The sequence below is a fragment of the Sphingomonas sp. BLHR8 genome, assembly GCF_056821725.1.
In genome coordinates this window covers 441,613-465,697 of record NZ_JBPDIM010000001.1, presented here as the reverse complement: position 1 = coordinate 465,697, position 24,085 = coordinate 441,613, and the positions used below count along the sequence as shown (strand labels likewise).

The following is a 24,085-nucleotide window of genomic DNA, read 5'->3' as shown; positions in this document are numbered from 1 at the left end:
TTCAGCGCTCAGATCGGCAGCGGTGCCGTGAGGGGGTCGATGCGGCGGCGGGGGTTGGCGAGCGCACCGTCGGGGTCGTGACTTTCGCCCCAGCGTTGCAGCGCCAGCAGGTGGTCGTATTCGCGCTGGTCGATGGGTTCCCGGCCGCAGGCGGGCCAGACACGGTCCAAGTCGATCGGCGCGCCGTTGGCGGTCGCCTGCCAGCGGTGCGAGCGGTCCATGACGTCGCCGGTGACGGGGTCGGACGGGGGGCCAAACCAGATCCGCACCCCCGTCCTGACCCCTCCCCTCACGAGGCGGAAGGCGTAGAGGCCGGCGGTCGGCTCCTCGACGGAATAGCCATCGAAGCGCGCGCCAGGTGCGGCGGTGCGCGTCCCGTAGGGGGTGGAGCTACGCATCAGCGGTGTCCCACAGATCGGCACCGACGCGGAAGGCGCGGTCCTCGTGCGGGAGGTCCAGCTTGCGGGTCAGCTCGACGTAGAGGATGCGCGAGCCGACGATCAGAAGCCCGGCGAACAGCGCGGTGACGGCGGCGGTCACTTCGAGTCCCCGTCGCGCGTCGCCTTCGCAATGGCGTCGGCCGCCATTGATGCGACTTTTCCCTCGACCTGCGCGATCGCGCCCTCAAGCGCCGCAACGACTTTCCGGGCCATGTCTGGCGACATGTTGTGGCAGAGACCGAGACTCCCCCGGCCAGCGCCTGGACCCCAAAGCATCAGCGCGATCGCGAGGCGGGGTTCGGTCTGCGACGCAACGGCAAAGCCAGGCGCGGTGCCGAAACGAACGGGCGCCTCGCCGGGAATGGTGACAGCCTCAAACACCCCCGGATGAAACGGAATATCCGACTCAACGAGGGAGCCGGGCATGAAGTGGGTCGTCGAACCAGTCATGCCGCGACGCTCCCAACGAGAGCGCCGACGGCCGCGTCGTCGGCGGCGCGCACTACGGCGCGGGCAATGTCGACCGGGCTGGGCGGACCGTAGCTGCCGCCGCAGACGTCCGCACGCTCACCGGCGGGGCCGGACACATACCAGTCACGCTTGTCGGGTTCGCCGACCTCGTTTGCACAGTCGACGTCGTAGGTCAGGGCCCAGCCCGGCAGGGTCAGGTCGATGCGCGGTTCGTCGGGCTGTTGCACGATGCTCTCCCACGCGCCGGAGTGGCGCTGTGGGGAGCTACGTAGTGTGACTTATCACACCCCGTCAAGCAAAAACGTGTGACGCGTCACACTTGTTCGGGATGGTCTTTTCGCTCGCCGCTCGACTGCTCAGGCGTTGGCGCTCTGCTCTCGCATCCTGACTCGGCAGATGGGCAAGGCTGCTCACCCGTGAGCGCAGGGCGATCGACTGACAGGGTGGCGCTGTTCGATGTCGTTAAAGCGGCTTTCGGCTGAGCTGATGAGGTCGCCATCTCAGGCGGGATGTCGCCGCCGTCGTCTCCGTAACAGGCGTCATCGACTAGAGGGTCGCAGTAGGGGTCCTCGTCCGCAGGTTCTGCTCGCCTTGTGACCGTGCTCGGCGCGGATCGCGGCGGGGCGGCAGTTGCCAAAGGAAGCGGGTCCAGCCTCGGCTCGACATCAATCGGTTCAAGGCCACTGACTATCAGCTGCGAGCAGTATTCGGTCGCCCTGAGAGGAACGCCGAAACTATTTTCGGCATCATACTCGACAAAGGCAGTGCCAATTTTTGGCTGTGAGCCTCGATGCGCGCCATCGACTGAGACGATAGAGCGCCACTCACTCTCCACCTCGTCCCAAGTCGTGGTTCGTTCATAATATCCACTGTCGATAATCTGCAACGTCGACGGAGCTTTGAGTTTCGCCTCGACTCGGCGCGTGCATTGGTCGATTTCGCTTGAGTGAGTAAGCTGGGCTCCTGTGGGAAGGTTGGGGGCTACCACCCAGAGCAGACCGGCAATCGACGCCGCGGCTCCATAAGCCCAATACGGAAATGGCGTTGGGCGCGATTCCGTAACCCGCTTGTCGGTCATTGCGGCCTCCGAATGCCCCGCTCAAATCCGCAGGCGTCAGGCGTGACGATTGGTCCGCTCCTCATCCAAGTAAGTCTCCCAACGTCAGCACGCGATGCATTCGAAGGACGTCTCGCGTGGAGATGCGAAAGTCACCAGGCGGATCGTACTGCCGGAGCTCGACAAACGTAGCCGTGCGACGAAGCAATCGCTTGACGATAACCGATCTGGCCCTTTCTCCGTCGTCCCCATCATCGCCATCGCCGTTGGCGCGTAGATAGATGACCACATCGTCGCCGACCTTCGGTGGCCGCTTCGCCTCGACCAAGATTAAAGATCCTTCGGGATGCACCGGGTCCATTGACGACCCTTGGACATACAGGCCGTAAGCGTCCGCCCTCCCGTCTAATATCGCGGGCCGCTTCGCATAGTGCACGACATCGCCCGTGTTCAAATGCGTCTGCTCGATCGAAACACCGTCGATGACAACAGAGGCGCCTAAGGCGGTGCCGAAAACAGGGAGGTCCGTCTTTAAGCGGGAAGCGGCCGCACCTTCGAAGGGAACGATTTTACCGTTACTCGCCTTGAGGGTGTCGCCAGCCGTCCCATCGAGAATTGCCTCCATGGCGACGCCATAGTGGGCAGCGACCTTTTCAAGAAACGACGCCGACATCGTTTTGCGTGTGGGGTCTAAGGCGTCCCTAACGGCCGTTTCACCGAGACCCAGCGTGCGCGCAAGCGGTTTAGGTTTGTCGCCGGCTCGCTCCATGAGGCCGCGAACGGCAGCCTGCGCCGTCTCGATCGGGAAGCGTCTCGCCATAAGTGTGTTGTCGCACACGCGGGCAACGGTCGCACAGGTGGCAAACATCACACTTGACGGTGTGATATGTCACACCTATCCACCGTGGTCATGGCTGACCTGCTTCCCGAAATCGAGGCGTTCCTCGACGTCCATCAGATGGCCGCTACCCGCTTCGGCGAAATGGCCCTCAACGACCGCCACCTCGTCCGACAGCTTCGGGGGGAGGGCGGGAGAAAACGACGGCTTTGGCCGGAGACCGAAGACAAGGTCCGCCAGTTCATGCGGGATTTCGTTCCAGCCGAAGCGGCCGCCGCATGAGCCCGGCGCTGAAAGCGATGATCGCCCGCCAGGGCGTGGCGGCAGTCGTGGGTGCTCTTGCGGGACGTGCGGCTGCGCGGGCGGAGCTGCGGCGACGCGTGCCGACACTGACGCCGCAGACGGGACGGTCGTTTGGAGCAATCGCAGCCGAGTTGGGGATTTCCTACCCGCAGATCGACGCCGGCACTGACGCCGCGGCCGAGGGCCACCCTATCCGCTTCGGGGACGGCGTTCGCACGATTTACCCGGTCGCTAGTGAGTCGGCTCCGTTCGTCCCTCCAACGCTCGCAGCAGCTTGGCGAAAAAGTCTTCGGCCAGCTCACGACGACGCGCCGCGAAGCGTTGCTCATAGCTGGGGTCGCCGCCTCCGCGAATTGATCCGCTTCGACCGGCCGCGAGGTCTGCGCTGAAATGGGTGCGCAAGTCCTCGATGGTGCGCCGGTAATCATTACCGGGTTCCGCCAACACGATCGCGAAAAGCTGTCGCAGCAAGTCTTCGTGCGTGCGCATCCGAGCTTCGATCTCGTCGATCGGGTCCATTCCATCCTCCCTGCGAGTCTCGACAACCGCAGGATGGCCGAAGCGGGCGGGGCGTCAAGTTCCGCCCCCGGAGGGCTGGCGCGATGATCCGCGTCTTCGCGCTGTTGGCGACGGCGCTCCTTGGGCCGCTGCTGGTGGCGATGACGGGCGCGTATCTGATTGGCGCCTTTCTCCTCGCCGAGTTCGATATCCGCGCATGGAGCGGCGATGCTCGCTTTCTTTGCCTGATGTGTGGCGTGGTCGTCGCCTGGATGATCGGCCTCGCCCTCGGTCGTCACTGGCGGCGGGACTGAGCGATGCCCGCCCTCCCCGCCCCGCACGACTTTCTGGCGCGCGCGAGCCTCGCAATGCTGCGCCCGCTCAACACAGCTCTCCCGCGCGACGGTTCGAAGACCCCCGTCGCGCTCCCTGCGCCCGGCGTGAAGCCCCATGCCCACGCCGGGCGCCCTTTCGATCCCTCCTCCCATGCCGCCCTTCATAGCGACGGAGCGCAATAGCATCATGGCTTCCGATTGCCCGATCCTGCATCGCACGCTCGCCGCACAGAAAGCGGCATTCGCGGTCGCGTCCGACCCGCTGCGCTTTGGCCTCACCCTCAAAGCGATCGCCCACGACAGCAACATCCCATACTCGACGCTGTGCACCTATGCGCGCGGCGAGGCGATGATGCCGCTGTCCGCTTTCGCCGCACTGCTGCCCGTGCTGCCCGAGTGCATCACGTCTCGGATGATCGATGGCACCGGCAAGCATATCGCGCCCGATCGCGACGACGGTGACCACGACACGCACGCCGAGCATTGCATCGACTTTGCTGCGGCTCACGCCCGTGCCCGCCATCCCAACAGCCCCGGCGGCGTTGAGATTGTCGAGAGCGAAGACCGAGAACTCCGTAACGCTCGGAGGGCGGCGGCATGATCGGCGCGCCCTTCCTCGCGGGCTGCATCATCGGCGTGCTGATCGGCGCGACGCTCGGGGCTTTCATCATGGGCGCGCTCAACGCTGCTCGCGGGTGGGATGAAACCGATGAGGCAGGGGCGTGAGCGCGAGCAGCTATCGCGCCTTCCTCGAGGCGAAGGTGCCGCGCGCCGAGATCGCGGGGTTGCCGTGCACGCTCGACGATGTGCCGACGCATCTCGCCGACGGCCGGCCGCTCAAAGACCATCAGCGCCACGTTGTGCGGTGGGCGGTCGAGGGCGGGCGACGGGCACTGTTCGAGGCGTTCGGCCTTGGCAAGTCGATCCAGCAGCTGCTGATCTGCGACATCATCCTGCGCAAGCTCGCCGCGCGCGACGGGTTCATGCCCGATGCGTTAATTGTGGCACCGCTCGGCGTGCGACGCGAGTTCATCGCCGATGCCGCCAAACTCGGGCTGTCGTTGCGCTTCGTTCAGTCGGATGATGAAATCGTCGCGAGTGGCGACCAAGGCGGCATCTTTCTCACCAATTACGAGAGCGTCCGCGAGGGCAAGATCACCGTCTCCCGTTTCGCCGTCGCCAGCCTCGATGAGGCGAGCGTGCTGCGCAGCTACGGGTCGAAGACGTTTCAGGAGTTTCTGCCGCTTTTCCAGGCGGTGCCCTATCGTTTCGTCGCGACCGCTACGCCTTCACCAAATCGCTACAAAGAGCTGATCCACTACGCCGGGTTTCTCGGCATCATGGACACCGGCCAGGCGCTCACTCGCTTCTTCCAGCGCAACAGCGAAAAGGCGAACGACCTCACCCTCTATCCGCACAAGGAGACGGAGTTCTGGCTGTGGCTCAATAGTTGGGCCATCTTCCTGCAACGCCCGTCCGATCTTGGCTTTGACGACGCCGGCTATGATCTGCCGCCGATCGAGGTCCGCTGGCATCGTGTCGAGTGCGACATCGCGGGAGGCGAGGACAGCAACGGTCAGGGCCGGTTGCTTCGCGACACCGCGTTGGGCGTCGTCGAGGCCAGCCGGGAGAAGCGGCGGACGCTCGATGCCCGCATCGCGAAGGTCGCCGAGATCGTGGCAGAGAGCCCCGACGATCATTTCGTGCTGTGGCACGACCTCGAGGACGAGCGCCGTGCGCTGACCGCCGCCCTGCCCGGGTGCGAAGCGGTGTTCGGTTCACAGCCGCTCGACGAGCGCGAGACAATCATCGGCAGGTTCGCCGACGGCGATTTGCGGTTGCTCGCCGCCAAGCCGGTGATGCTCGGCTCGGGCACCAACCTGCAGCGCCACTGTCACCGCGCAATCTTCGCGGGCGTCGGGTTTAAGTTCAACGACCTCATCCAGGCGATCCACCGCCTCCACCGCTTTCTGCAAACTGCGCCCGTCATCATCGACATCATTTACGCCGAAACGGAGGACGAGGTTCGCCGCGACCTGCTGGCGAAGTGGGCGCGCCACGAGGAGCTCACCGCACGCATGTCCGAGATCATCCGCGAGCATGGGCTCACCCATGACGCCAGTGCCGCGGCGCTCACCCGTTCGATCGGCTGCGAACGTCGAGAGGTCGAAGGCTCCGGCTGGCGGCTCGTCAATAACGATTGCGTCGATGAGACGGCACGGATGGAAACCGGGTCGGTCGACCTGATCGTAACCTCGATCCCCTTCTCCAACCACTATGAATACACCCCAAGCTACAATGATTTCGGCCATACCGACGACGATGCGCACTTCTTCGCGCAGATGGACCACTTGACGCCGAACCTGCTGCGCATCCTCGCGCCGGGTCGGCTTGCCTGTGTGCACGTCAAGGACCGCATCCTGTTCGGGAACGTCACGGGCGAGGGCGTGCCGACGGTCAACCCGTTCCACGCCAAATGCATCGCGCACTACATCGCGCACGGGTTCCAATATCTCGGCATGATCCACGTCAACACCGACGTCGTGCGCGAGAACAATCAGACCTACCGCCTTTCCTACAGCGAGATGCTGAAAGACGGCACGAAAATGGGCGTTGGTTCGCCCGAATATGTCCTGCTGATGCGCAAGCCGCAGAGCGATCGCAGCCGTGGCTACGCGGACAAGCCGGTGCAAAAGGATCCTGCCGACTACAGCCTCGCGCGGTGGCAGATCGACGCCCATTCCTTCTGGCGTTCGTCAGGCAATCGCCCCCTCTCCCCCGACGAGCTCGCGGCGCACGTTGATCGCTTTGCGGGCATGTCCGTGGGACCGCTCGTCAAGCAGTTCATGACCGAAAGCCGGTCGCTGATCCACGATCACGAGGCACACGTCGAGATCGGCGAGCTGATCGAAGCGCGCGAGCGGAACGACGGCCGTGGCCATCTGCCGCGCACCTTCATGAGCCTTGCGCCAGGCGCGCACGATCCGAACACTTGGGACGACGTCGCGCGGATGCGAACGCTCAACGCGGAGCAGGCCACCAAGGGCCGCGAACCTCACATCTGCCCGCTGCAATTCGACATCGTCGACCGCTTGATCGACCGCTACAGCATGAAGGGTGAACTGGTGTTCGACCCGTTCGCCGGGCTCGGCACTGTGCCAATGCGCGCGCTTCTGAAGGGTCGGCGCGGGGCCGGAAGCGAGCTCAATCCTGACTACTGGCAGCACGCCTGCCTTTACCTCGCCGAGGCAGAGCGTGAGGCGGCGGTGCCGTCGCTGTTCGATCTGATGACCGAAGGGGGTCCAAATCGCGCTGCCCCGGCGCCTATGGGAGCGGCCGCATGAGCGCGCTCCACATCGAACACCTGCGCCCCGGCTTTATCCGCTGGCACTTGCCGTCAGCGCCGGACGGCTTCGGCGAGAACGCGTTCCTCAATCATATCGAGACTGGCGACGGCGACTTCCACGACCACCCGATGGCGATCGCCACGACGATCCTTGGGGGGGGGGTATGTCGAGGAGGTGCTATCGTCGGCCGCGGGCATCACGACGATCGAGCGTCATCCCGGCGACAGCTTCATCATCGCGCCCGGTCATATCCATCGCATCGTCGGCTTTTCCGAAGGCCCGGCGCTGACGCTCAACTACTTCGGTCCTCACGAACGGCGCACGCGCTACTACCGCCACGGGTCCGACGGCGCCGTCGAGTGGCGCTGGTGGGACGAGCCTCATTGGCAGCGAGGCGCGCTGTGACGCGCCCGGCCCTTACCCTTTCACCGGGGCGCCGCGGCGGCGTCCTTAGAGCGTCGATCCGGTCGAGCATACGGCACCGGGGCGCGGTGCGCGTGGCTGATACTCCCGGCCTGCCTTTGATGGCGAACGCGGCCCTGAAATCGACGCCCGCCGCACCCCTCCACCTGAAAGGATGACCACCATGGCGCGAGCAAAGCGCAAGGACGACGACGGCCCGCAGAATGGCGGCGCCCTCCCCACCCCCGACTATAAGCGCGCCGCGCGCCTCCTGCGCACCGACGTGAAGACCGGCGAGGAAAAGGTCGGCGAACACGCTCAGTCGATGAGCGAGGCTTACAAGGCCATCAAGAACGAGTGCCACGTCGACACGAAGGCGGCGCGGCTCGCTTTCTGGCTCGACAAGCAGTCCGACGAGAAGCGCGACGACTATCTGCGCTCGCTCAAGGGCATGCTCGACGAGATGGGGATCGGCATCACCCGCGATCTCGTCGACCGCGCCGAGACGAGCGACGAGGAGTGGGACGGCGCCGCGCCCGCGAACGAGGTCGTCGGCTTCGTCGACCGCAAACCGATCCATCTGGCGACCGTCAACTGATGAGGGCCATCGCCGCCTTCGACCTTTCGAAAGCGAACGCCGGCTGGGCGTGGTGGGACGGTACCTCCGCCCTGCCCGCCTACGGCTCGCAATCGCTGGGCGACGGTCGCCTGACCGGGCGCGGGCGGTGCTTCGCGCGCGTGCATATGCTGATGAGCGACCTTCATTCGGTCGGCCGGTTCGACATGATCCACGTCGAGGAGCCGCTGCAACCGCAGGCGCTGGGCGGACACACCACCTTCGACACGCTCATGACTATGTATGGCCTGACCGCGCACGCCGAGAGCTGGGCGGAGGCCAAGGGCGTGCCGATGCGCCTCACCAACCAGGCGACGTGGCGGCGGCACTTCATCGGCAAACAGCCGCGCGCCGGGCGCACCGATTTGAAGCGCATGACAATCGAACGCTGCCGCCAGCTCGGCATGAAGCCGCGCAACGATGACGAGGCCGACGCGATCGGGCTGTTGGATTACGCCTGCGACCTCCACGGGGTTACGCCGCCCTGGCGCGCCAGCGAAGTGCTGCTGCCGCCGCTTACCGGAGCGCGCGCCGCATGACCGTCGCCGAACGCCTGCTCGAGCATTTGAAAGAACTCGCCGACGTGGGCGCGCCGCTGCCGCGCACGTCCGTCATGGCGAGCGCGATCGGAACGCACCAATCGGTCGCCGGCCATGCGTTGCGCGAACTGCAGGCTCAGGGGCATATCTGGGTCACCCGCGCGCCTTATGACGGAATTATCGACGCAATTCAGCTTATTGCTGACGGCCGGACGGTGCGCAGCGCACGACAGGCCCCGACCGCTGACCTGCCACCGCCCTCCCCCGACGATCTCGTCCTGCGCGTCGTCAATCGTGACCCGTGCTTCAAATGCGGCGTGCGCGGCGATGTCGGGTGCGAACATCAGGCAGCGACCGCAGACAGCGCAGTGCCGCGTTCGCGCCACGAGGTGTCCGGCAGACTGCGCGTAGCGCGGGGACGGCGATGATGTCGCGCCACGACCCGCCCAACCTCCACCCGACGTCCTATGCGCCGCCGCTGGCCAACCTGGAAGCGGAGGCTGCGCTTATCGGCGCGTGCATGATCGACAATCGGATTGTGACCGAGATCAGGGTGCCGCTGGTAGCCGAGCATTTTCACGAACCGTTGCATCAGCGCGTGTTTGGAAAGATCGTCGAGCTGGTGAGCGAAGGCCGCGCCGCCAACCCGATCACGCTCCGCCCATTTTTTCAGGACGACCCGGCTATGCAGTCGCTGGGCGGGCCGGGTTGGCTAGCGCAACTCACCGGATCGGCTGCGGGCTTGATCGCGGCCTTCGACCTCGCGCGGCAGATCTGGGAGCTCGCAGCGCGACGCCTGCTGCAAGAGCAACTGCGCGATGCGCTGACGATCGCGGATGATGGTCGCGCCACGGACCTCGACGTCCACACCGCCATCGAAACCGCAATGGACCAGTTCTATGCGTTTCGCGAGACGGATAGGCGCAAGGAGACCCTTGCGGACGCTGCGCGCTCGATCATCGACGGCATGGGGCAGGACGTCCCCGGCATTGCCATCCAGCGCATCCCGGAGATCACAAAGGCGGTCGGCAAGCTGCGACCGGGCAATCTTCTCGTCATCGCCGGTCGGCCAGGCATGGGCAAAACGGTCGTCGGCGCCGGGTTGGGGCTTCATGCCGCGTGCGAGGGCCATCCAACGCTGATCGTCAGCCTCGAGATGAGCACGGAGGAGCTTGGCGAGCGCTTCGTCTGCGACCTTTGCTATGACGAACGCTACGACCGCGGCATCCCCTTTGCTGCAATCCGCGAGCGACGTGTCAAGCGCCCCGAAGACATCGACAAAATGGCGGAGGCGGCTGAGCGGTTCGAGGCGCTCCCCCTCGTGGTCGATGCGCAGGGATCGCTCACGCCGGCCGGGCTCACCGCATTGGTTCGTCGGCAGGCACGCGCGTTCGAGCGGCGCGACACTCCGCTCAAACTGCTGATCGTCGATTATATTCAGCTCATGGTCGGCGGCGGCAAGAAGGCCGGTGAAAACCGCGTCAATGATGTCTCCGAGATTACCCGATCGCTGAAGCTGCTGGCGAAGGACCTAGGCATTGCGATCGTCGCACTCTCGCAGCTCAGCCGTGCCGTCGAAGGGCGGGAGGATAAGCGGCCGCGGCTGTCCGACCTTCGCGAATCCGGCTCGATCGAGCAGGACGCCGACACGGTGATGTTCCTGTATCGCCCCGAATACTATCTCGAGTTTCAGGAGCCAGAGCGCGGCACCGACAAGCACGCGGAGTGGGAAAACCGCCTCGACGCGGCGCGCCACGTCATTGAATTCATTACAGCGAAGGCGCGGCACGCTCGTGCTGGCACGACCGAGGCTCGCTTCTACGGTGCCTATACGGCGGTCAGGGGGCGGGAATGAGCTTCGACGCGATACGCTGGGCATTTGCGGCTTCCGTCCAGACGCCAGCCGAGAAGCTAGTGCTGCTCGCGCTCGCCAACGATGTGCGCGCGCCGGCCTACGAAGCGTTCCCGTCGGTGACGCAAATCAGCGAGGTTACGAGCCTCAATCGCAAGACGGTCTACGCCGCGCTGGCGCGCCTTGTCGACGCGGGCCTCATTATCGACACCGGCGAAACGAAGGGACGCACCGGGCAGGTCAAGGTCTATCGCCTGACTCTCGGAAACGAACCCGAAAACGGGTCAGTTATTGGGGGCGATAACGCACCCGAAAAGGGGTCACTTGACGGAGATAACAGGCCCAAAAACGGGTCAGTTGAACCAACCCAAAAACGGGTCAGTTGCGAGGCAAAGAGACCCGTTTTTTCCTCTAAACTGACCCAAAAACGGGTCACGGAACCAGTATATGAACCAATATATCAATCTACGGATGCTTCGCATCCTACGATTGAACGTGCGCGCGAAGCGGACGCGAACACGGGCGCACCGCCGCGCATGCTGGCACTGCCCGCCGACCCCTCACCCCCTGCCGAGCCCGATCCCGAAACCGTGCTGGCGGACTGGAACCGCATGGCCGAACGAACCGGCTTGCCGAAATGCGCCAAGCTGACGGCCGAGCGACGCCGCAAGCTCAACGCTCGCCTCGCTGCTGACGGCCTCGACGCGGTGCGCCAAGCGATCGAGCGCATCCCCCGGTCCCCGTTTCTGCTGGGTCGACGGCAAGGGTCGAGCTGGCGAGCCAACATCGATTTCTTCCTCCGACCCGACAGCGTGACCAAGATCAACGAGGGCCAGTATGACGACCACCGCGATCATTCCAACGGCAGCGAGGCCACCAGCGACCCAATCATGCGCGCCATCCTCGACCGCGCCGCTGGCAGCGTTGTCGCCGCAGAGTCGCCGCCTGATCGAGCGATGCTCGTCCATGCCGACCGCGATGTTGCCGATCCCGACGCCTGGCGAGCGAGCGTCGCTTGTGGCTGATCTCGCGATCATCGACGCGGTGACGGCACCCGCCAACGAAGCCGAGCTCGGCAAGATGCTCGGCAGGCTCCGCACGGCGCTGCCGCGCGCCGGCTCGCTCGGCAAGATGACCGAGCGAGAGGCGGCGCTGTGGCTCGCGGACCAACTCCTTGCGCTCGCCGAATTGCCGAGCGCACTGATCGAAACCGCGACGATCCGCTGCCTGCGGACCTGCCGCTTCATGCCGACTGCCGCCGAGATCATCGCCAGTGTTGAACCCGAGGCGCGCGAAGCCAAGCGCGCTCGAGCGACGGCAGCGGCGCTGCTGCGGAACGATGCCGCGTGAAGGGATATCGCTCCCCTCTCGCAACGCTCGCGCCGCTGTGCCGCGAAGCCGATCCGGCCATCGGTCGACAGGCTTGTGCCGAGGTGTGGCAGCAAACCGGGCTGCTCGTCATCAATCCGGCGCATCTTGGATGGGTGCAACAGGCGAAAGCCAATCAGCTCGGCGAAGAGCTTTACGGGAAGCGGAGGGGGAGCTGATGGCACCGCGGGGGAAGCCCGATGCGCGCGGTTGGGACGCCGCACGGCGCGAGGAGGCGCAGCGGGTCAAGGCGCTGCTCGCCCGCGATGCCGATGAGCGCGAGCGCGAGCGCATCCGCGCGCTGGCGGTCGAGCAGGCCGCGATGGGCGGGCGGGTGAATGCGGAAGACATCGTTGTGCCTCCTACCCCTGAACTGCTCGCCGGTGGCGAGTTCGTCTCAACTCCGGCGTTGCGCGAGTCCTATCAGGAGCGGCAGGTCACGACTGTTCGCCGGGTGCAAGGTTCGGCGATCGTCCGGCTCTACGCTGCGGGGGTGCTGACCGATGACACCGTGCCTGCGTGCCGCTGGTACCGCGACCAGTGGGAGCGTTCCGGCCTTGAGGGGCATTTCGTCACGACCGCGCTGGGGCGCGACGGCGGTGCCGGTGAGGCGCTCTACGGCTCGATGGCGCGCACTGATCGCGAGGCGGAGGCGCGCATCAATTTTAGGTTTGCGCGCGAGGGCGTGGCGCCCGAGTTCCTGCCCGCGCTGGATGCTTGCGTGCTCTATGAACGCCCCCTAGTTGACGCGGCCCGCGCGGCCCGCGTAGCATCGTCCCGCGCCCGCGCTGTCATCCAGTGGGCTGCACTGCAGTTGCGCGATCAGGTTGCGCCCTTCCTAGCCGGATCGATCAAATGAGGGGGGGGCTTGACGCGAGAATTCGTAAGAGCGAAAAGTCACCACCGTTTGGAATTGCGTCTGCAGCCGAACGGGGCTCCCAAATCGCTGCTTTTCGCGCTTCGTCAGCGAAGGTTCGCTGATCGTGCCCGCCTCCTCGCGTATCGACCCGCAACGGCAGATTGAACGCTGGACCGCCGCGCGCAAGACGACGAAGCGCGGCCAGACCGCGAACCTCAAAGAGTTGGCCGCGATCCTCGGCATGACGGATCGCAACCTCATGGCGACCTACATCAAGCCGGATGCGGACTTTCCCTTCCAGCAGCGCGGCGGCCCCGGGGTCGACCATCTGTTCGACGTCCGCCAGGCGATTGACCACCTCATCCGCCGGTCGCGAGAGCGCGCCGAGCGCGAGGATGAGCAACACGAGGAGGTCGCGCGGCTCGCCGGTGTGATCGTTCCCGAAGGCGAGCGCCTGCAAAGCTATCGGGACGTCAATGACGCGCTCGCCGCGGTGGCGCGCGCGGATCAGATCCGCGTGGCGCAGGGCGATCTCATTCCTGCCCAACAGGTGCGTGCTTTCGTTGAAGGCTTGACCCTGCGACTTGGTGCAGCACTGCGGGGCATGATCGGACAGGTCGACCCCAATGGCCGTCTGCCCGCCGCGGTGGCGCAGCAGGTGCGCGACTATCAGGCCGATGTTGCGCGCGAGCTTCATGCCGCCGCGGTCGCCTTTGTCGGAGAGTTCGATGCGGATAGCGCTGCCGTCCCGCGCCGGGCTGCGCGAGGTGGCAACCGCCGCAGCCGCGGGTAGCTTCTACGCCTCCCCGGCGGCCGTCGCGCTCCCAGCGCTGGCCCACATCCTGCCGCCGGAAACGATCTCGACGGTTGAGTGTGCCGAGCGATACCGCACGCTGCCCGGCGGGGAGGGTGGGGCACGCGTGCCATGGTCGCGCAGCGTCACGCCCTACAACGTCGGCCCTATGGACGCGCTCGACGATGCCGAGGTGCGTGAGGTCGTCATGCCGAAGCCGGCTCGATCGGGCGGCACGGTGGTGGCGGAGAACTACCTGTTTCGTCTGATCCGCAGCGGCCCGATGGTCGACGTGCTGTGGTATCTGAAATCGCGCGACGAGGCGCAGACCTACGTCGAGCGAAACATTAACCCGATGCTCGCCGATCATCCCGAGCTGGCGCCAAAGGTCGACCCGGGCAGCAAGCTGATGCTCAAGGGCATCGCGGGGCGCACCGTCGAGTTCATGGGGACGAGCGCCGGAACGATCACGAACCGGCAGGGCGGCTTCATCTTCGTCGACGAGATCGACAGCTACGCGCCGCGCTGGCGTCGGTCGATGCAACAGCAGGCGCGCATCCGCAGCCGCGCGCTGGGCAACCAGGCCAAGCGCTTCATCGCCAGCCACCCCGACGGCGGGTGGACCGAAGGCGTTGCCAACGCGTGGCTCGATAGCAGCCGCGGCATCGCGGTCATGCCTTGCGCGGCGTGCGGAGAGTGGGCGTCGCCCTACCCCACGCGGTTCTGGCCGTCGGTGAAGCGTTTCACGCTGACCTATGACAGCGGGGTCGACTGGAGCCGCGACCGGCGAATTCAGGCGGCGGAGGAGACGGCGCACATGCTGTGTCCGCACTGCGGCTCATTGCTGACCGATACCGAGCGTCGCAGCATGATCGACAAGGTGGAGTGGCTTCACCGCGGTCAGACGCTGGGCGCTGACGGCCCGGAGGGGGAGATTGAGCCGAACGCCGCCCGCGGTTTCTGGGTGCATGCACTGTTGCTCAAGATGGCCAGTCTGTCCGAGCTGGCGCGCGAGCTCGAGCAGGCGACGATCCAGTTCGAGGACACGCGCCAGCCGCAGCAACTCAAGGAAGTGCTGGTCAAGATGTTCGGGGAAGTGTTCGATGGCACGTCCGCGTTGGGCGCGGCGGACCCGGGCACGATCAAGGCGCGCGCGAAGGAAAGTGACTTCGATGTCGGCGAAGTGCCGCCGTGGGTGCGGTTCGTCGTCGCGTCGGTGGACGTCGGCGGCGGCAAGTTCGACGTCGCCTTCTGGGGATTCGATCTCGAGAACCGCGGCGCGCTGATCGACCGACTGACCATACGCCAGCGGCGCCACGCGGACGGAACGCTGCGTGACATCGCGCCACCGACGTCGATCGAGGATTGGTCGGTGATCGAGGATCAGGTGGTGACGCGCCGACTGCCCCTGCAGGCCGACCCGACTAAGGCCATGCCGGTTGCGGTGACGATGATCGATAGCGGCGACGGCAACGTGACGTGGAAGGCCCGCGAATTCGCACGACGGATGCTGCGGGCGGGCCATTATTGGGGGTCGCCGACCCGGCCGTGGTCCAAAGTGAAGCTGGTCAAGGGCTCGACGTCGACGAAGGCGCCGATCTTGCCCGATACGCCCCGCGTGGTGAGCAAGGATGAAGCAGGGCGGCCGGTGAAGCCCGCGATCAGCGAATACACGCTGGGCGTGCACAAGCTGAAGGAGCTGGTCCACACGCGCCTCGCCGTCGCGGATGGCTCGGGCGGGGCCGTAACGCTCGCGCGCGGTATCGACCCGCGACACATCGATGAGTTTTTCGCCGAGCAGTTGGTCGGCAAGGAATGGGTTCGTAACGGCCCGAATGAGAGCCTGGACCTTGCCGGCTATGCCGAGGCGGGGCGTCAGCTCCTCCAGCCGGATCGCGAAGACCTCAAATGGGACAACCCGGCCCGGCTGCCCGCGTGGGCAACGCCGGTGTCGCTGATCGAGGAAGGGGGTGATCTTGCGGCCGAGGCGGAAGGCGCCCCGGCAACCACGGCCCGGCAGACTCTGCTGGACCGCTTCCAAAACTTGAACCGCTGACGAGGAACGCATGGCGACGACGATCGAAGAGCAGATTGCGGAAACGACCGCCAATCTCGCCGCGCTCCGCGCCGCGGCGCTGAGCCTCGCGAGCGGGGAGATGGTGCGCGAGGTCTGGCGGGACGGACGTCGCATCGTGAAGTCCAATCCGACGCTCGCCGAGTTGCGCGGAATGATTGCCGAGCATGAAACGGTGCTGACTGACCTCCGCGCTACGGCGGACGCTTCCGCGACCGGGCGGCCGCGTCGGTTTGCCATCGGGGCGCGCATGTGAGCGACCTCACCCCGGCCGGGCTTGGCCCGGTCACGACGACGCTCAAGCCTCAGGCATTCGCGGGCGATCCGCTGGTGCGCTCGCTGGGCGGGAAGCGCGCCTACGATGCGGCGGGCTTTGACCGGAACACCGCGGACTGGTCACCACGCCTGCGCAGCATCGACGATCAGACCAACACCGGTCGTGATACGATGGTGGGCCGCGCGCGGCATGTCACGCAGAACAACCCGGTCATCGCTGGCGCGCTCGACCGCCGCACGGAAATGGTGGTCGGCGCGCGCATCCGCCTCATGGCGCAACCCGCCTTCGAGGTGCTGGGCGAAAGCGCCGATTGGGCCGACGATTGGGCGCAGGGCGTCGAGCAACAATTCAACATCTGGGATCGCGACCCGCGCCGCTTCTGCGATGCGGAGCGCCGTCACAGCTTCGGCGAGATCGTCCGCACCGCCTACATGCACTATTGGCGCGACGGGGAGGCCGCGGCGGTGATCCAGCTCTTGGACCGCGCCAGCGCCTACCGCACCTGCGTCCGGCTGATCGACCCCGACCGGCTGAGCAACCCGCAGGGCAAGCCCGACAACACCGTGCTGGAAAATGGCCGCCGCCTCGTCGCGGGCGTCGAATATGACCGCAACGGTGCGCCGATTGCCTACCACGTCCGCAAGCGCCACCCGGCAGAGGCGGGCGGCGGCCGCGAGAGCTTTGAGTGGGAGCGCATCGCTCGCGAAGGCCCGACCGGGCGCCCGATCTTCGTGCATGTGTTCCGTGCCGATCGCGCCGACCAGAAGCGCGGGGTGAGTAAGCTGGTTTCCGCATTGAAGCGGATGCGCATGCTCGACCAGTATGATGAGGCGGAGCTCGAGGCGGCGCTGCTCAACGCGGTCATGGCCGCGACGTTCAAGACAAGTTCGCCATCCGAAACTGTCGGCGAAGCGATGGCGCCGATCACCGACGAGGGGTCGGGTTGGACGCTCGCTGACAACATCAGCTACCGCGAATCGCACCCGATCCGCTTCGGCGACGGAGTGCGGACCCTGCACCTGCTGCCGAACGAGGATTTTGATTTCACGCAACCGGCCCGGCCGGCGGCGCACTACCCCGACTTCCAAGCGACCGGCCTGCGCAGCATCGCCGCGGCGCTGGGTATCAGCTACCCGCAGCTCTCGCAAAACTGGTCGAGCATCAACTATTCGAGCGCGCGCACGCTGCTCAATGAAATCTGGCGCGGCCTGCTCGACGATCGGTGGATGTTCACGCAGCAGTTCTGCACCCCGATCTTCTCCGCGTTTCTCGAGGAGAGCGTGGCGATCGGCAAGACCGCGATCCCCGGCGGGCCGTGGAACTTCTACAAGTTCCGCGCCGAGCTGACACTGTGCGAATGGTTCGGTCCCGGCCGCGGCAGCATCGACCCGCTCAAGGAGGCCAAGGCCGCCGACCTCGATACCGCGGCGGGCCGCACGACAGCGGAGTTCCTCGCCGCCGAGGATGGCCGCGACCTGCGCGAGGTATTTCGCAGCGAGCTTCGCATCCGGCGCACCCGCCAACGCATGGGCTTGCCCGAAAGCCCGCAACCGGTGCCGCCGGGCGTGCCTGGCACTGAACCCGCCGCGGTCGACCCGGATGCTGAAGATGAGATGGAGGAAGCCGACGCATGAAGGGCCGCCCTGCCCCCAAGACGTTCGCGAACCTCGCGTCGCGCGTCTTCAACACGCCGCTGGCGGTCGAGCATACGAAGGCCGAGGTCATCGTCGCCGCAGTCGCGCAGCGCATGGGCCTCGCCGAGTTTGACCGCATCGATGCAGTGACGCTGGAGGCCAACAGGCTGGGTGCGCTCGCCAGCGACGCGACGCGACGCCACGGCGACGACTATAAGCTGTGCCCCGTAACCGAGGGCATCGCGGTCATCAATGTCGAAGGCACGCTGGTGCACAAGAGTGGCTGGGTTGACCCGATGTCGGGGATCACCGGCTATGATGGCATCGCCCGCAAGCTCCGCGCGGCGCGCGCCGACCCGGACGTGCGCGGTATCTGGCTCGACATCGACAGCCCCGGCGGCGAGGTCGCGGGCATGTTCGCGCTCGCCGAAGAGATCGCGCTCGGCTCGCGAAGCGAGAATGCAGCGAACAAGCCGGTGTGGGCCTACGTCAATGAGACGGCCTGCTCGGCGGCGTGCCTGATGGCGAGCGTGTGCGATCGCGTTTATGCGCCGGAGGGAGCGCAGACCGGCTCAATCGGTTGCGTCGTGGTGCATATGGACTTCACCGCCGCGCTGAGCGAGGCCGGCATCAAGCCAACGATCATTCGCGCTGGCGAGCGTAAGGCGCGGGGCGGTCGGCTCGAGCCGCTCGACGATGCGACGCTCGCAATGCTGATGGGGCAGTGCGAGACGGTGCGCCAGCGCTTTGCCAAGTTCGTCGGCATGGGGCGCCGGATGGACGCCGCCGCCGCGCTCGCCACCGAGGGCGAAGTGCTCGACGCGGCCGACGCGCTGCGGCTGGGCCTGATCGACGGAATCCGTCGCGAGCCGGATGCTTGGGACGAGTTTCTGACCTTCACCCGCCGGTAGGCGAACGCCTGTCGGCTCAACCGCCGCTACGCGGCCCCATGAAAGGACCGACAGTCATGTCGAGCCCGCGCTTCAACGCGCTGCGGGCCGCCTCCGCGCGCGCCCAGACCGAACCGACGCCGGAGAGCCCGGTGGACGAAACGACCATCCCCGCCGCCCCAGAAGAGGACGCGGCGCCGGACGAAGAAGAGGACGACACGATGCCGAACCCGACGACGGCGCCCGCGGCCAACGCTGGCACCGAGACCCCGACCATCGACGCCACGTCGCCGGCCTATCAGGCGGGCGTCGCTGCGGAGCGTGAGCGCTTCAAGGCGGTCACCAGCCACCCGCTGTTCGCCGGCCGCGAAGCCAAGGCTTGCGCTTTTCTCGCGACGAGCATGGGCGCGGACGAGATCACCGGCCTGCTCGCGAACGAGCCGAAGGCCGAAGCCCTCGACCCCGACGCGCAGCGCGCCGCGGCCGAAGAAGGCGGGCGCGCGCAGATGCGTGAGGCGCTCGCCGCCACCCCGAACCCTGACGTTGATGAGGCGGCGGCGTCCAAGCCGTCCGCCAAGGCCGACGTCGACGCCCGCTGGGACCGCGCATTCGCCGCGACCCCGACCACGCATCGCTGAAAGGACTGATCGATGCCTGCCATCAGCCTGAACAACCAGCGCTCGTTCTGCTATCTCGGCGAGAGCGGCCCGCTCAACATCATCAACGAGGAGATCATCGTCGCCAGTGGCGCCGGTAAGCTCCTCCCCGGCACCGTGCTCGGCAAGATCACGGCGAGCGGCAAGTACGTCGCGCACGACGTCGCGCTCGCCAACGGTGCGCAGACCGCCGTTGCGATCCTCGGCCACGAAATCGACGCGACCACCGCCGACGTCACCACCGTCGCCACGGTGCGCGGTCCCGCCACCGTCAACGGCGAGCGCCTGATCCTTAAGAACGGGATCGCCGCCGCCGACCGCCTCAACGCGCTCAACGCCCTGCGGGCGAAGGGCATGGGCGTCCTTCCGCAGCACGCGGCCTGACCCTTCACGCAAGGAACACCACCATGCCGATTTCGATGGCCGTTTTTGGCGGCGATGCCTTCACCCCTGCGGCGCAGCTCCGCGCGATCGAGCGCCGCCCTTACAAGCCGAACATGCTCGACAGCATCATCGGCTTCGAGCCGACTCCCGTGAACACCGACACGGTGTATATTGGCAGCTCGCGCGGCCAGCTTTCGCTGATCCGCACCACGCTCCGTGGCGCGCCGATCGAGATGGGCAAGCCGGACGACGCCGACGCGCGCCCGTTCCGCATCCCGCGCGTTGCCAAGGGGCGCCAGCTTTTCGCGCACGAGCTTTCGCGCATCGTGCCGTGGGAAGACGAGAGCGACGAAGACGCGGTGCTGCGCCGCATCGCCAAGATGCAGCAAGCGAACATCGACGACGTCGAGGCGACCGAAGAGCATATGCGGCTCGGCGCGCTCCGCGGCATCGTCGTGGACGCCGACGGCACCACCGTCCTCACCAACTTCTACACCGAGTTCGGCATTGCGCAGCCGAGCGCTGTGACGCTGGGGCTCGGCGACCAGGCCAAGACGGTCGGAGCGCTGCGCCAGACCATCGCCACGATGGCGATGGCGATTGCGCGCGCCAGCGGTGCCGGCAACAGCCCGCGCTTCAAGATCCATGCTCTGTGCGGCGACGACTTCTGGTTTGCGCTGACGGGCCACAAGGCGCTTGAAGCGACTTACCTCAACCAGGCGGCAGCGGCCGATCTCCGCAAAGAGATGCTGTGGTCGAGCTTCGAGTTCGGCGGGGTGACGTGGCACCACTACCGCGGGCTCGACACCGGCGGCATTTCGGTCACCTCGAACGAGGCGATCCTGTTCCCCGTCGGCGTCCCGGGCATGTTCCAGCACGTCATGGGGCCGATGAACGAAAGCCTCGATTTCATCGGGCAGGACGGCCGTCGCTACTACCCCTTCCTTGAGGAGGACAAGAGCAACAAGCGGCAGTGGGTGCAGCCCGAAATCTACGCCTACCCGCTGTTCGTCAACGCGCGCCCGGACCTCGTTCTGCGCGCCACGGTCTAAGGATATCCCGGAAATGGCCGACACCATCACCGTCAAGCCGCGCAAGCTGCGCATCCTCTCCACCGCCACCGGCATGCTCGTTCTCAACGAGGGCGAGAGCGTCGCGGTCCCGCGCGAGCACATTCAGGCGCTGGTCGACGACGACACCATCGCCCCCCCGACCGGCTTTAAGAAGACGGCACCCGGCAAGCTCACGCAGCCTGTCCGCGCCGACAGTGCCGGGCAGGATGAGCCTGTCAGCGACGACACCGACGGGGCGCCGGCGTAAGCCATGCCCACTCCGCTCGAGGGCCTCACCGCCGCACTGGATAGCGCGACGGCCGAGGCCCTCGGCGACATGATCGAATACCGCGCGACGCCCGCCGATGCGTGGCGCGACGTCCCGGCGTTCGTCGATCACCGGGAAGCCGAAGGTGCCGGTGGGCAGACAGGCGTCGTCATCCAGCATATTCACGTCGAGCTGTTTCGCACGCACGTTGCGGCACGGCCCGATGCCCTCACCCGCCTTCGCATCCCTTCGCAGCCAGGCGACACCTTCCAGCCGGTCGAAGTGGCGCTGAACGCCGCCGGGTCCGGATGGGTGTTTCGCGTTAAGCGGGCGGCGGCATGACCGCCCTCCCGGCGACCATGAAGATCGTCGAGGCGGTGCGCGACGTTCTCGCCGCTGCGCTGCCCGATGCGCATATTTTCGCCGACCGCTCCGACCAAGAGGCGCTCACCGAAGCCGAGCTCCCCGCGGTCATCATTCGCCTCGTCGATGTCGGCATCAGCCCCGACGAGAATATGAGCCAGGCGCGCTACAACGCGACGCTCCAATGCGACTGCTATTCCGGGCTCGACGGCACGAACAGCATCGACGCCGTCAACCAGATCAACATCGCCAAGATCATCGCTGCGCTGCACGCGGATGGCGATCCGACGCTTGGCGACCGGGTGGAAGACATCGAACCCGAAGGCATGGACGGCTCCGAACAGTCGTCGCCGGATGTCGGCTGGGCCGTGGTCCAATTCCGCACCGCATTTCTCACCCCCCGCGGCGATCCGTTCACGATCGTCGGTGGCGGAGGCCAGACCTTCTGACCAGCAAAGGAACGAGCATCATGGGCACGCCCATCGACACCGCGCCGGTGCTGCCGACCGGCAGCGTCGATTTCAACAAGCTCCACGACGCGATCAAGGCGGGCAAAAGCGCCGACGAAGCGGTCGATGCCGCCGTCGTGCGTCCGCGCATGAAGCGCGAGGAAGTGGTGCCGGAAGGCGCCGAACCGGAAACCCCTGCGCCGCGCGCGGCCAGCAACAAGGAAGCCTAAGCCATGCCGACGCTCAAGGCGCGCAACACGGCGGTCGCGATCATTGCGCAGACCGTCGCTGGCACCATGCTTGACCCGGCCGCAAACCTCCTCCCGGTCAGCGATCTCAACCTCAACCTCAGTTCGGTCACGGTCGACAACACCGAATATACCGGCTCGCTCGAGCGCAACGCGCCGGAAGTCGCCGGACGGGGCGCGGTGCAGCTTAGCTTCAACGTCAACCTGCGCGGCCCCGGCGGCACCGACGTGCCCGCCGCCGGCACGTTCGTGCCGGGCATCCTACTGACCGCCGCCAAGATGGTCGAAACGCGCCTCGCCACCGCGGTGCCCGCCGCACCCGAAGCGCTCACCGCAAGCACCACGACAGGCTTCACCGGCGGCGCCGGGCTGGCGGCGACGGCGGACCTCTACAAGGGCTTGCTGGTCGACCTCGCTGGGCTCGGCGCAAAGCCGAAAAGCCTGATCGGCGTTCGTGGCAACACCGCGGGCAAGGTGGTGGCGCTGGCGCGCGCGCTGGCGAACGCCGCGGCGGGCAACTATCAGTTCCCCAAGCAGCTCGCCTATCAGTCGACGCTTGGCGGCGCCGACCCGCTGCCGCTGTCCTCGAAGGTGTGGATCGGCGGCAAGCGCTACGATCTGTTCGACCTCGCCGTGTCGGGGCTGCAGGTGGTGGTGCCGACCTCGACCCGCGACCAGGCGCAGGTGCCGACGTTCCGGTTCACCATGACCGGCCGCCTCATGCAGATCGTCGATGAAGTGACGCCGGCCGTTCCGGCGCTGGGCACGACGCCGAAGTTCCGCGATGGCCAGCAGTATCTGGCGATGAAGAAGGTTGCCGGCGCGGGCTTCACGCTCGACCTCGGCGCGACGGCGGAGGCAGCGCCGGATCCGAACGAGCCCGACGGCTCGGGTGCGGCGGAGCTTGTCGGGCTCACCAAGTCGCTGACGGTGCAGATGCAGAGCTACACCAAGGCGGAGTTCGACACGCTGGCGCTTGCCGATGCGCAGCAGCAGCAGCCGTTCTTTGCTCTGTGGGGCAGCGCGTCGGGTCAGACCGTCGCGGTTATCATCCCCGATGCGCGCTTCCAGCACGCGGGTCCGAGCCTCGGCGGCACCATCGTCACCGAAGATCAGAACCTGCTGATCGATGCCTTCAACAAGTCGGTGTCGATCATCTTCCCTTACTGGTGAAACCCGGCCTGACGGCCACAAAAGGACCGCCCCCGCATGGTTCCGATGCAGAAAATCCCGCTGTCCTCGAAAGAGGTTCAGCGTTTCACCCCGCCCGCCCTCAAAGCGGAGAACGCGCCGCCGACCTTCCGCCTTCGCGCCATCAGCCGTTTCGACAAGGAGCGGTTCGAAGATGAGTGCATCGAAGCGGGACTGCGCTTCTACGACCGCTCGGCGCAGCGCGACGAGATGCGCCGCGCCGCCCGCGCGCTCTACGGCTCGGAGGAGGCAGAGGACGCGGTAGCGCGGCTCGACGCTTTCTGGGATGCGCTCGACGAACACGAGCAGGCGCTTGACGCGCATCGCGACGAGATCGCGCAGCTTGCGGAGGGCGAGGAGCGCCCCCCTGCTCCGGTGTTCGATCATCCCGACGCCGCGGCCGTCGCGGAGCTATCCGAGCGCATTGCCGAACACTGGGCGCCGCTGCGGCGAATGACGCGCGCCAACGTCGCCTACAACCGCGCCGTCCCGCGCCTGATCCTCGCCGTCGCGCTGGAGGGGTGGGACAATCTCGACGCGGTGCCGCTGCGCAAGCGCGAGGGCATCATCGACATCGAGACGGTCGCCGCGATCGAGGATGTGCTCGAAGCCGCTTACAGGAAGGCGGGCGTCATCGCTTACGGCGAGCTGGCGCGCGCTGCGATGGACCGCATGTTCCTGAGCGCGAGCGCGGAAAAAAACTCCGCATCGCCGCCGCAATCGACGCCGACCCCCACCGATTCGACGGCGACAGCGACGATGGATGGTGCATCCCCGGCATCGGCGACTTTCGAGCCAACCCCCGAGCCCTCGTCCATCCCCAATGCTGGCGACTGATCCGCGTCATCCGGCAATGCGACCGCGGAATGTCGGGGTTCGTC

35 protein-coding genes are annotated in these 24,085 nt (G+C 66.4%); 28 read left to right on the top strand and 7 right to left on the bottom strand.

From position 1 onward, the window contains the following. Positions 1–8: 8 nt before the first annotated feature. From ACRYJK_RS02405 to ACRYJK_RS02380, 6 genes are all read right to left on the bottom strand, one after another. The gene (locus ACRYJK_RS02405) at positions 9–398 is read right to left on the bottom strand and encodes a hypothetical protein (protein WP_482665993.1); all 390 of its coding nucleotides are present in this window, start codon (positions 396–398) and stop codon (positions 9–11) included. Next, complete coding sequence (locus ACRYJK_RS02400; RefSeq protein WP_482665992.1) at positions 391–540, bottom strand: hypothetical protein; 150 nt, start codon at positions 538–540, stop codon at positions 391–393. Before ACRYJK_RS02400 ends, ACRYJK_RS02405 begins: the two co-directional genes overlap by 8 nt. Further along, a complete protein-coding gene (locus ACRYJK_RS02395) occupies positions 537–890 on the bottom strand; it encodes a hypothetical protein (RefSeq protein WP_482665991.1) in 354 nt (117 codons plus the stop codon). Before ACRYJK_RS02395 ends, ACRYJK_RS02400 begins: the two co-directional genes overlap by 4 nt. After that, positions 887–1,138: a hypothetical protein gene (locus ACRYJK_RS02390; protein WP_482665990.1), complete on the bottom strand. Its 252-nt coding sequence runs from the start codon at positions 1,136–1,138 to the stop codon at positions 887–889. Before ACRYJK_RS02390 ends, ACRYJK_RS02395 begins: the two co-directional genes overlap by 4 nt. Positions 1,139–1,224: 86 nt before the next feature. Beyond that, on the bottom strand, positions 1,225–1,989 hold the full coding sequence (locus ACRYJK_RS02385) for a hypothetical protein (RefSeq protein ID WP_482665989.1): 765 nt from the start codon (positions 1,987–1,989) through the stop codon (positions 1,225–1,227). Positions 1,990–2,050: 61 nt separating this feature from the next. Next, positions 2,051–2,836 (bottom strand): S24 family peptidase, encoded by a 786-nt coding sequence (locus ACRYJK_RS02380; RefSeq protein ID WP_482665988.1) that lies wholly within the window; start codon positions 2,834–2,836, stop codon positions 2,051–2,053. 42 nt (positions 2,837–2,878) lie between these two features. Between ACRYJK_RS02380 and ACRYJK_RS02375 the strand changes: the two genes are divergently transcribed. Continuing rightward, on the top strand, positions 2,879–3,088 hold the full coding sequence (locus ACRYJK_RS02375; RefSeq protein WP_482665987.1) for a hypothetical protein: 210 nt from the start codon (positions 2,879–2,881) through the stop codon (positions 3,086–3,088). 252 nt (positions 3,089–3,340) lie between these two features. Here the strand turns inward: ACRYJK_RS02375 and ACRYJK_RS02370 are convergent, their stop codons facing one another. Then, complete coding sequence (locus ACRYJK_RS02370) at positions 3,341–3,628, bottom strand: hypothetical protein (protein ID WP_482665986.1); 288 nt, start codon at positions 3,626–3,628, stop codon at positions 3,341–3,343. An 83-nt stretch (positions 3,629–3,711) separates the two neighbouring features. Here ACRYJK_RS02370 and ACRYJK_RS02365 point away from each other — a divergent pair, with 83 nt between their 5' ends. The 27 genes from ACRYJK_RS02365 to ACRYJK_RS02235 all read left to right on the top strand — a co-directional run bounded on the left by ACRYJK_RS02365 (position 3,712) and on the right by ACRYJK_RS02235 (position 24,041). Beyond that, positions 3,712–3,921 carry a hypothetical protein gene (locus ACRYJK_RS02365; protein WP_482665985.1) on the top strand — a complete coding sequence of 70 codons (210 nt, stop codon included), beginning with the start codon at positions 3,712–3,714 and terminating at the stop codon, positions 3,919–3,921. 208 nt (positions 3,922–4,129) lie between these two features. After that, positions 4,130–4,543: a hypothetical protein gene (locus ACRYJK_RS02360; RefSeq protein WP_482665984.1), complete on the top strand. Its 414-nt coding sequence runs from the start codon at positions 4,130–4,132 to the stop codon at positions 4,541–4,543. Continuing rightward, on the top strand, positions 4,540–4,668 hold the full coding sequence (locus tag ACRYJK_RS02355) for a hypothetical protein (protein WP_482665983.1): 129 nt from the start codon (positions 4,540–4,542) through the stop codon (positions 4,666–4,668). Before ACRYJK_RS02360 ends, ACRYJK_RS02355 begins: the two co-directional genes overlap by 4 nt. Continuing rightward, positions 4,665–7,286 carry a DNA methyltransferase gene (locus ACRYJK_RS02350; protein ID WP_482665982.1) on the top strand — a complete coding sequence of 874 codons (2,622 nt, stop codon included), beginning with the start codon at positions 4,665–4,667 and terminating at the stop codon, positions 7,284–7,286. The genes ACRYJK_RS02355 and ACRYJK_RS02350 overlap by 4 nt, the downstream gene beginning before the upstream one ends. Before the next feature lie 177 nt (positions 7,287–7,463). Next, positions 7,464–7,694, top strand: coding sequence for a hypothetical protein (locus tag ACRYJK_RS02345; RefSeq protein WP_482665981.1), 231 nt, complete (start codon positions 7,464–7,466; stop codon positions 7,692–7,694). 181 nt (positions 7,695–7,875) lie between these two features. Beyond that, positions 7,876–8,289, top strand: a complete 414-nt coding sequence (locus ACRYJK_RS02340) for a hypothetical protein (RefSeq protein WP_482665980.1) — start codon at positions 7,876–7,878, stop codon at positions 8,287–8,289. Then, positions 8,289–8,846: a hypothetical protein gene (locus ACRYJK_RS02335; protein WP_482665979.1), complete on the top strand. Its 558-nt coding sequence runs from the start codon at positions 8,289–8,291 to the stop codon at positions 8,844–8,846. Before ACRYJK_RS02340 ends, ACRYJK_RS02335 begins: the two co-directional genes overlap by 1 nt. Further along, positions 8,843–9,274, top strand: a complete 432-nt coding sequence (locus ACRYJK_RS02330) for a hypothetical protein (protein ID WP_482665978.1) — start codon at positions 8,843–8,845, stop codon at positions 9,272–9,274. Before ACRYJK_RS02335 ends, ACRYJK_RS02330 begins: the two co-directional genes overlap by 4 nt. Further along, on the top strand, positions 9,274–10,701 hold the full coding sequence (locus ACRYJK_RS02325) for a DnaB-like helicase C-terminal domain-containing protein (protein WP_482665977.1): 1,428 nt from the start codon (positions 9,274–9,276) through the stop codon (positions 10,699–10,701). Before ACRYJK_RS02330 ends, ACRYJK_RS02325 begins: the two co-directional genes overlap by 1 nt. Further along, a complete protein-coding gene (locus tag ACRYJK_RS02320; RefSeq protein WP_482665976.1) occupies positions 10,698–11,723 on the top strand; it encodes a helix-turn-helix domain-containing protein in 1,026 nt (341 codons plus the stop codon). Before ACRYJK_RS02325 ends, ACRYJK_RS02320 begins: the two co-directional genes overlap by 4 nt. Next, complete coding sequence (locus ACRYJK_RS02315; protein WP_482665975.1) at positions 11,716–12,048, top strand: hypothetical protein; 333 nt, start codon at positions 11,716–11,718, stop codon at positions 12,046–12,048. Before ACRYJK_RS02320 ends, ACRYJK_RS02315 begins: the two co-directional genes overlap by 8 nt. After that, positions 12,045–12,245 carry a hypothetical protein gene (locus tag ACRYJK_RS02310; protein WP_482665974.1) on the top strand — a complete coding sequence of 67 codons (201 nt, stop codon included), beginning with the start codon at positions 12,045–12,047 and terminating at the stop codon, positions 12,243–12,245. Before ACRYJK_RS02315 ends, ACRYJK_RS02310 begins: the two co-directional genes overlap by 4 nt. Beyond that, a complete protein-coding gene (locus tag ACRYJK_RS02305) occupies positions 12,245–12,925 on the top strand; it encodes a hypothetical protein (protein WP_482665973.1) in 681 nt (226 codons plus the stop codon). Before ACRYJK_RS02310 ends, ACRYJK_RS02305 begins: the two co-directional genes overlap by 1 nt. Before the next feature lie 124 nt (positions 12,926–13,049). Continuing rightward, complete coding sequence (locus ACRYJK_RS02300; RefSeq protein WP_482665972.1) at positions 13,050–13,718, top strand: hypothetical protein; 669 nt, start codon at positions 13,050–13,052, stop codon at positions 13,716–13,718. Then, the gene (locus tag ACRYJK_RS02295) at positions 13,654–15,774 is read left to right on the top strand and encodes a terminase gpA endonuclease subunit (RefSeq protein ID WP_482665971.1); all 2,121 of its coding nucleotides are present in this window, start codon (positions 13,654–13,656) and stop codon (positions 15,772–15,774) included. Before ACRYJK_RS02300 ends, ACRYJK_RS02295 begins: the two co-directional genes overlap by 65 nt. A gap of 10 nt (positions 15,775–15,784) precedes the next feature. Next, complete coding sequence (locus ACRYJK_RS02290; protein WP_482665970.1) at positions 15,785–16,048, top strand: hypothetical protein; 264 nt, start codon at positions 15,785–15,787, stop codon at positions 16,046–16,048. After that, positions 16,045–17,703, top strand: a complete 1,659-nt coding sequence (locus ACRYJK_RS02285; RefSeq protein WP_482665969.1) for a phage portal protein — start codon at positions 16,045–16,047, stop codon at positions 17,701–17,703. The genes ACRYJK_RS02290 and ACRYJK_RS02285 overlap by 4 nt, the downstream gene beginning before the upstream one ends. Further along, a complete protein-coding gene (locus ACRYJK_RS02280) occupies positions 17,700–18,614 on the top strand; it encodes a S49 family peptidase (protein ID WP_482665968.1) in 915 nt (304 codons plus the stop codon). The genes ACRYJK_RS02285 and ACRYJK_RS02280 overlap by 4 nt, the downstream gene beginning before the upstream one ends. 56 nt (positions 18,615–18,670) lie before the next feature. Further along, positions 18,671–19,231: a hypothetical protein gene (locus ACRYJK_RS02275; protein WP_482665967.1), complete on the top strand. Its 561-nt coding sequence runs from the start codon at positions 18,671–18,673 to the stop codon at positions 19,229–19,231. A 12-nt stretch (positions 19,232–19,243) separates the two neighbouring features. After that, complete coding sequence (locus ACRYJK_RS02270; RefSeq protein WP_482665966.1) at positions 19,244–19,633, top strand: head decoration protein; 390 nt, start codon at positions 19,244–19,246, stop codon at positions 19,631–19,633. A gap of 23 nt (positions 19,634–19,656) precedes the next feature. After that, positions 19,657–20,685 (top strand): major capsid protein, encoded by a 1,029-nt coding sequence (locus tag ACRYJK_RS02265; RefSeq protein ID WP_482665965.1) that lies wholly within the window; start codon positions 19,657–19,659, stop codon positions 20,683–20,685. Between the two features lie 13 nt (positions 20,686–20,698). Continuing rightward, positions 20,699–20,953, top strand: a complete 255-nt coding sequence (locus ACRYJK_RS02260; protein ID WP_482665964.1) for a hypothetical protein — start codon at positions 20,699–20,701, stop codon at positions 20,951–20,953. 3 nt (positions 20,954–20,956) lie between these two features. After that, positions 20,957–21,295 (top strand): hypothetical protein, encoded by a 339-nt coding sequence (locus ACRYJK_RS02255; RefSeq protein ID WP_482665963.1) that lies wholly within the window; start codon positions 20,957–20,959, stop codon positions 21,293–21,295. Beyond that, positions 21,292–21,765, top strand: a complete 474-nt coding sequence (locus ACRYJK_RS02250; protein WP_482665962.1) for a hypothetical protein — start codon at positions 21,292–21,294, stop codon at positions 21,763–21,765. Before ACRYJK_RS02255 ends, ACRYJK_RS02250 begins: the two co-directional genes overlap by 4 nt. Before the next feature lie 20 nt (positions 21,766–21,785). Then, positions 21,786–21,995, top strand: coding sequence for a hypothetical protein (locus ACRYJK_RS02245; RefSeq protein ID WP_482665961.1), 210 nt, complete (start codon positions 21,786–21,788; stop codon positions 21,993–21,995). Between the two features lie 3 nt (positions 21,996–21,998). After that, positions 21,999–23,186, top strand: a complete 1,188-nt coding sequence (locus ACRYJK_RS02240; RefSeq protein ID WP_482665960.1) for a hypothetical protein — start codon at positions 21,999–22,001, stop codon at positions 23,184–23,186. A 36-nt stretch (positions 23,187–23,222) separates the two neighbouring features. Continuing rightward, positions 23,223–24,041, top strand: a complete 819-nt coding sequence (locus ACRYJK_RS02235; RefSeq protein ID WP_482665959.1) for a hypothetical protein — start codon at positions 23,223–23,225, stop codon at positions 24,039–24,041. Positions 24,042–24,085: the final 44 nt, after the last annotated feature.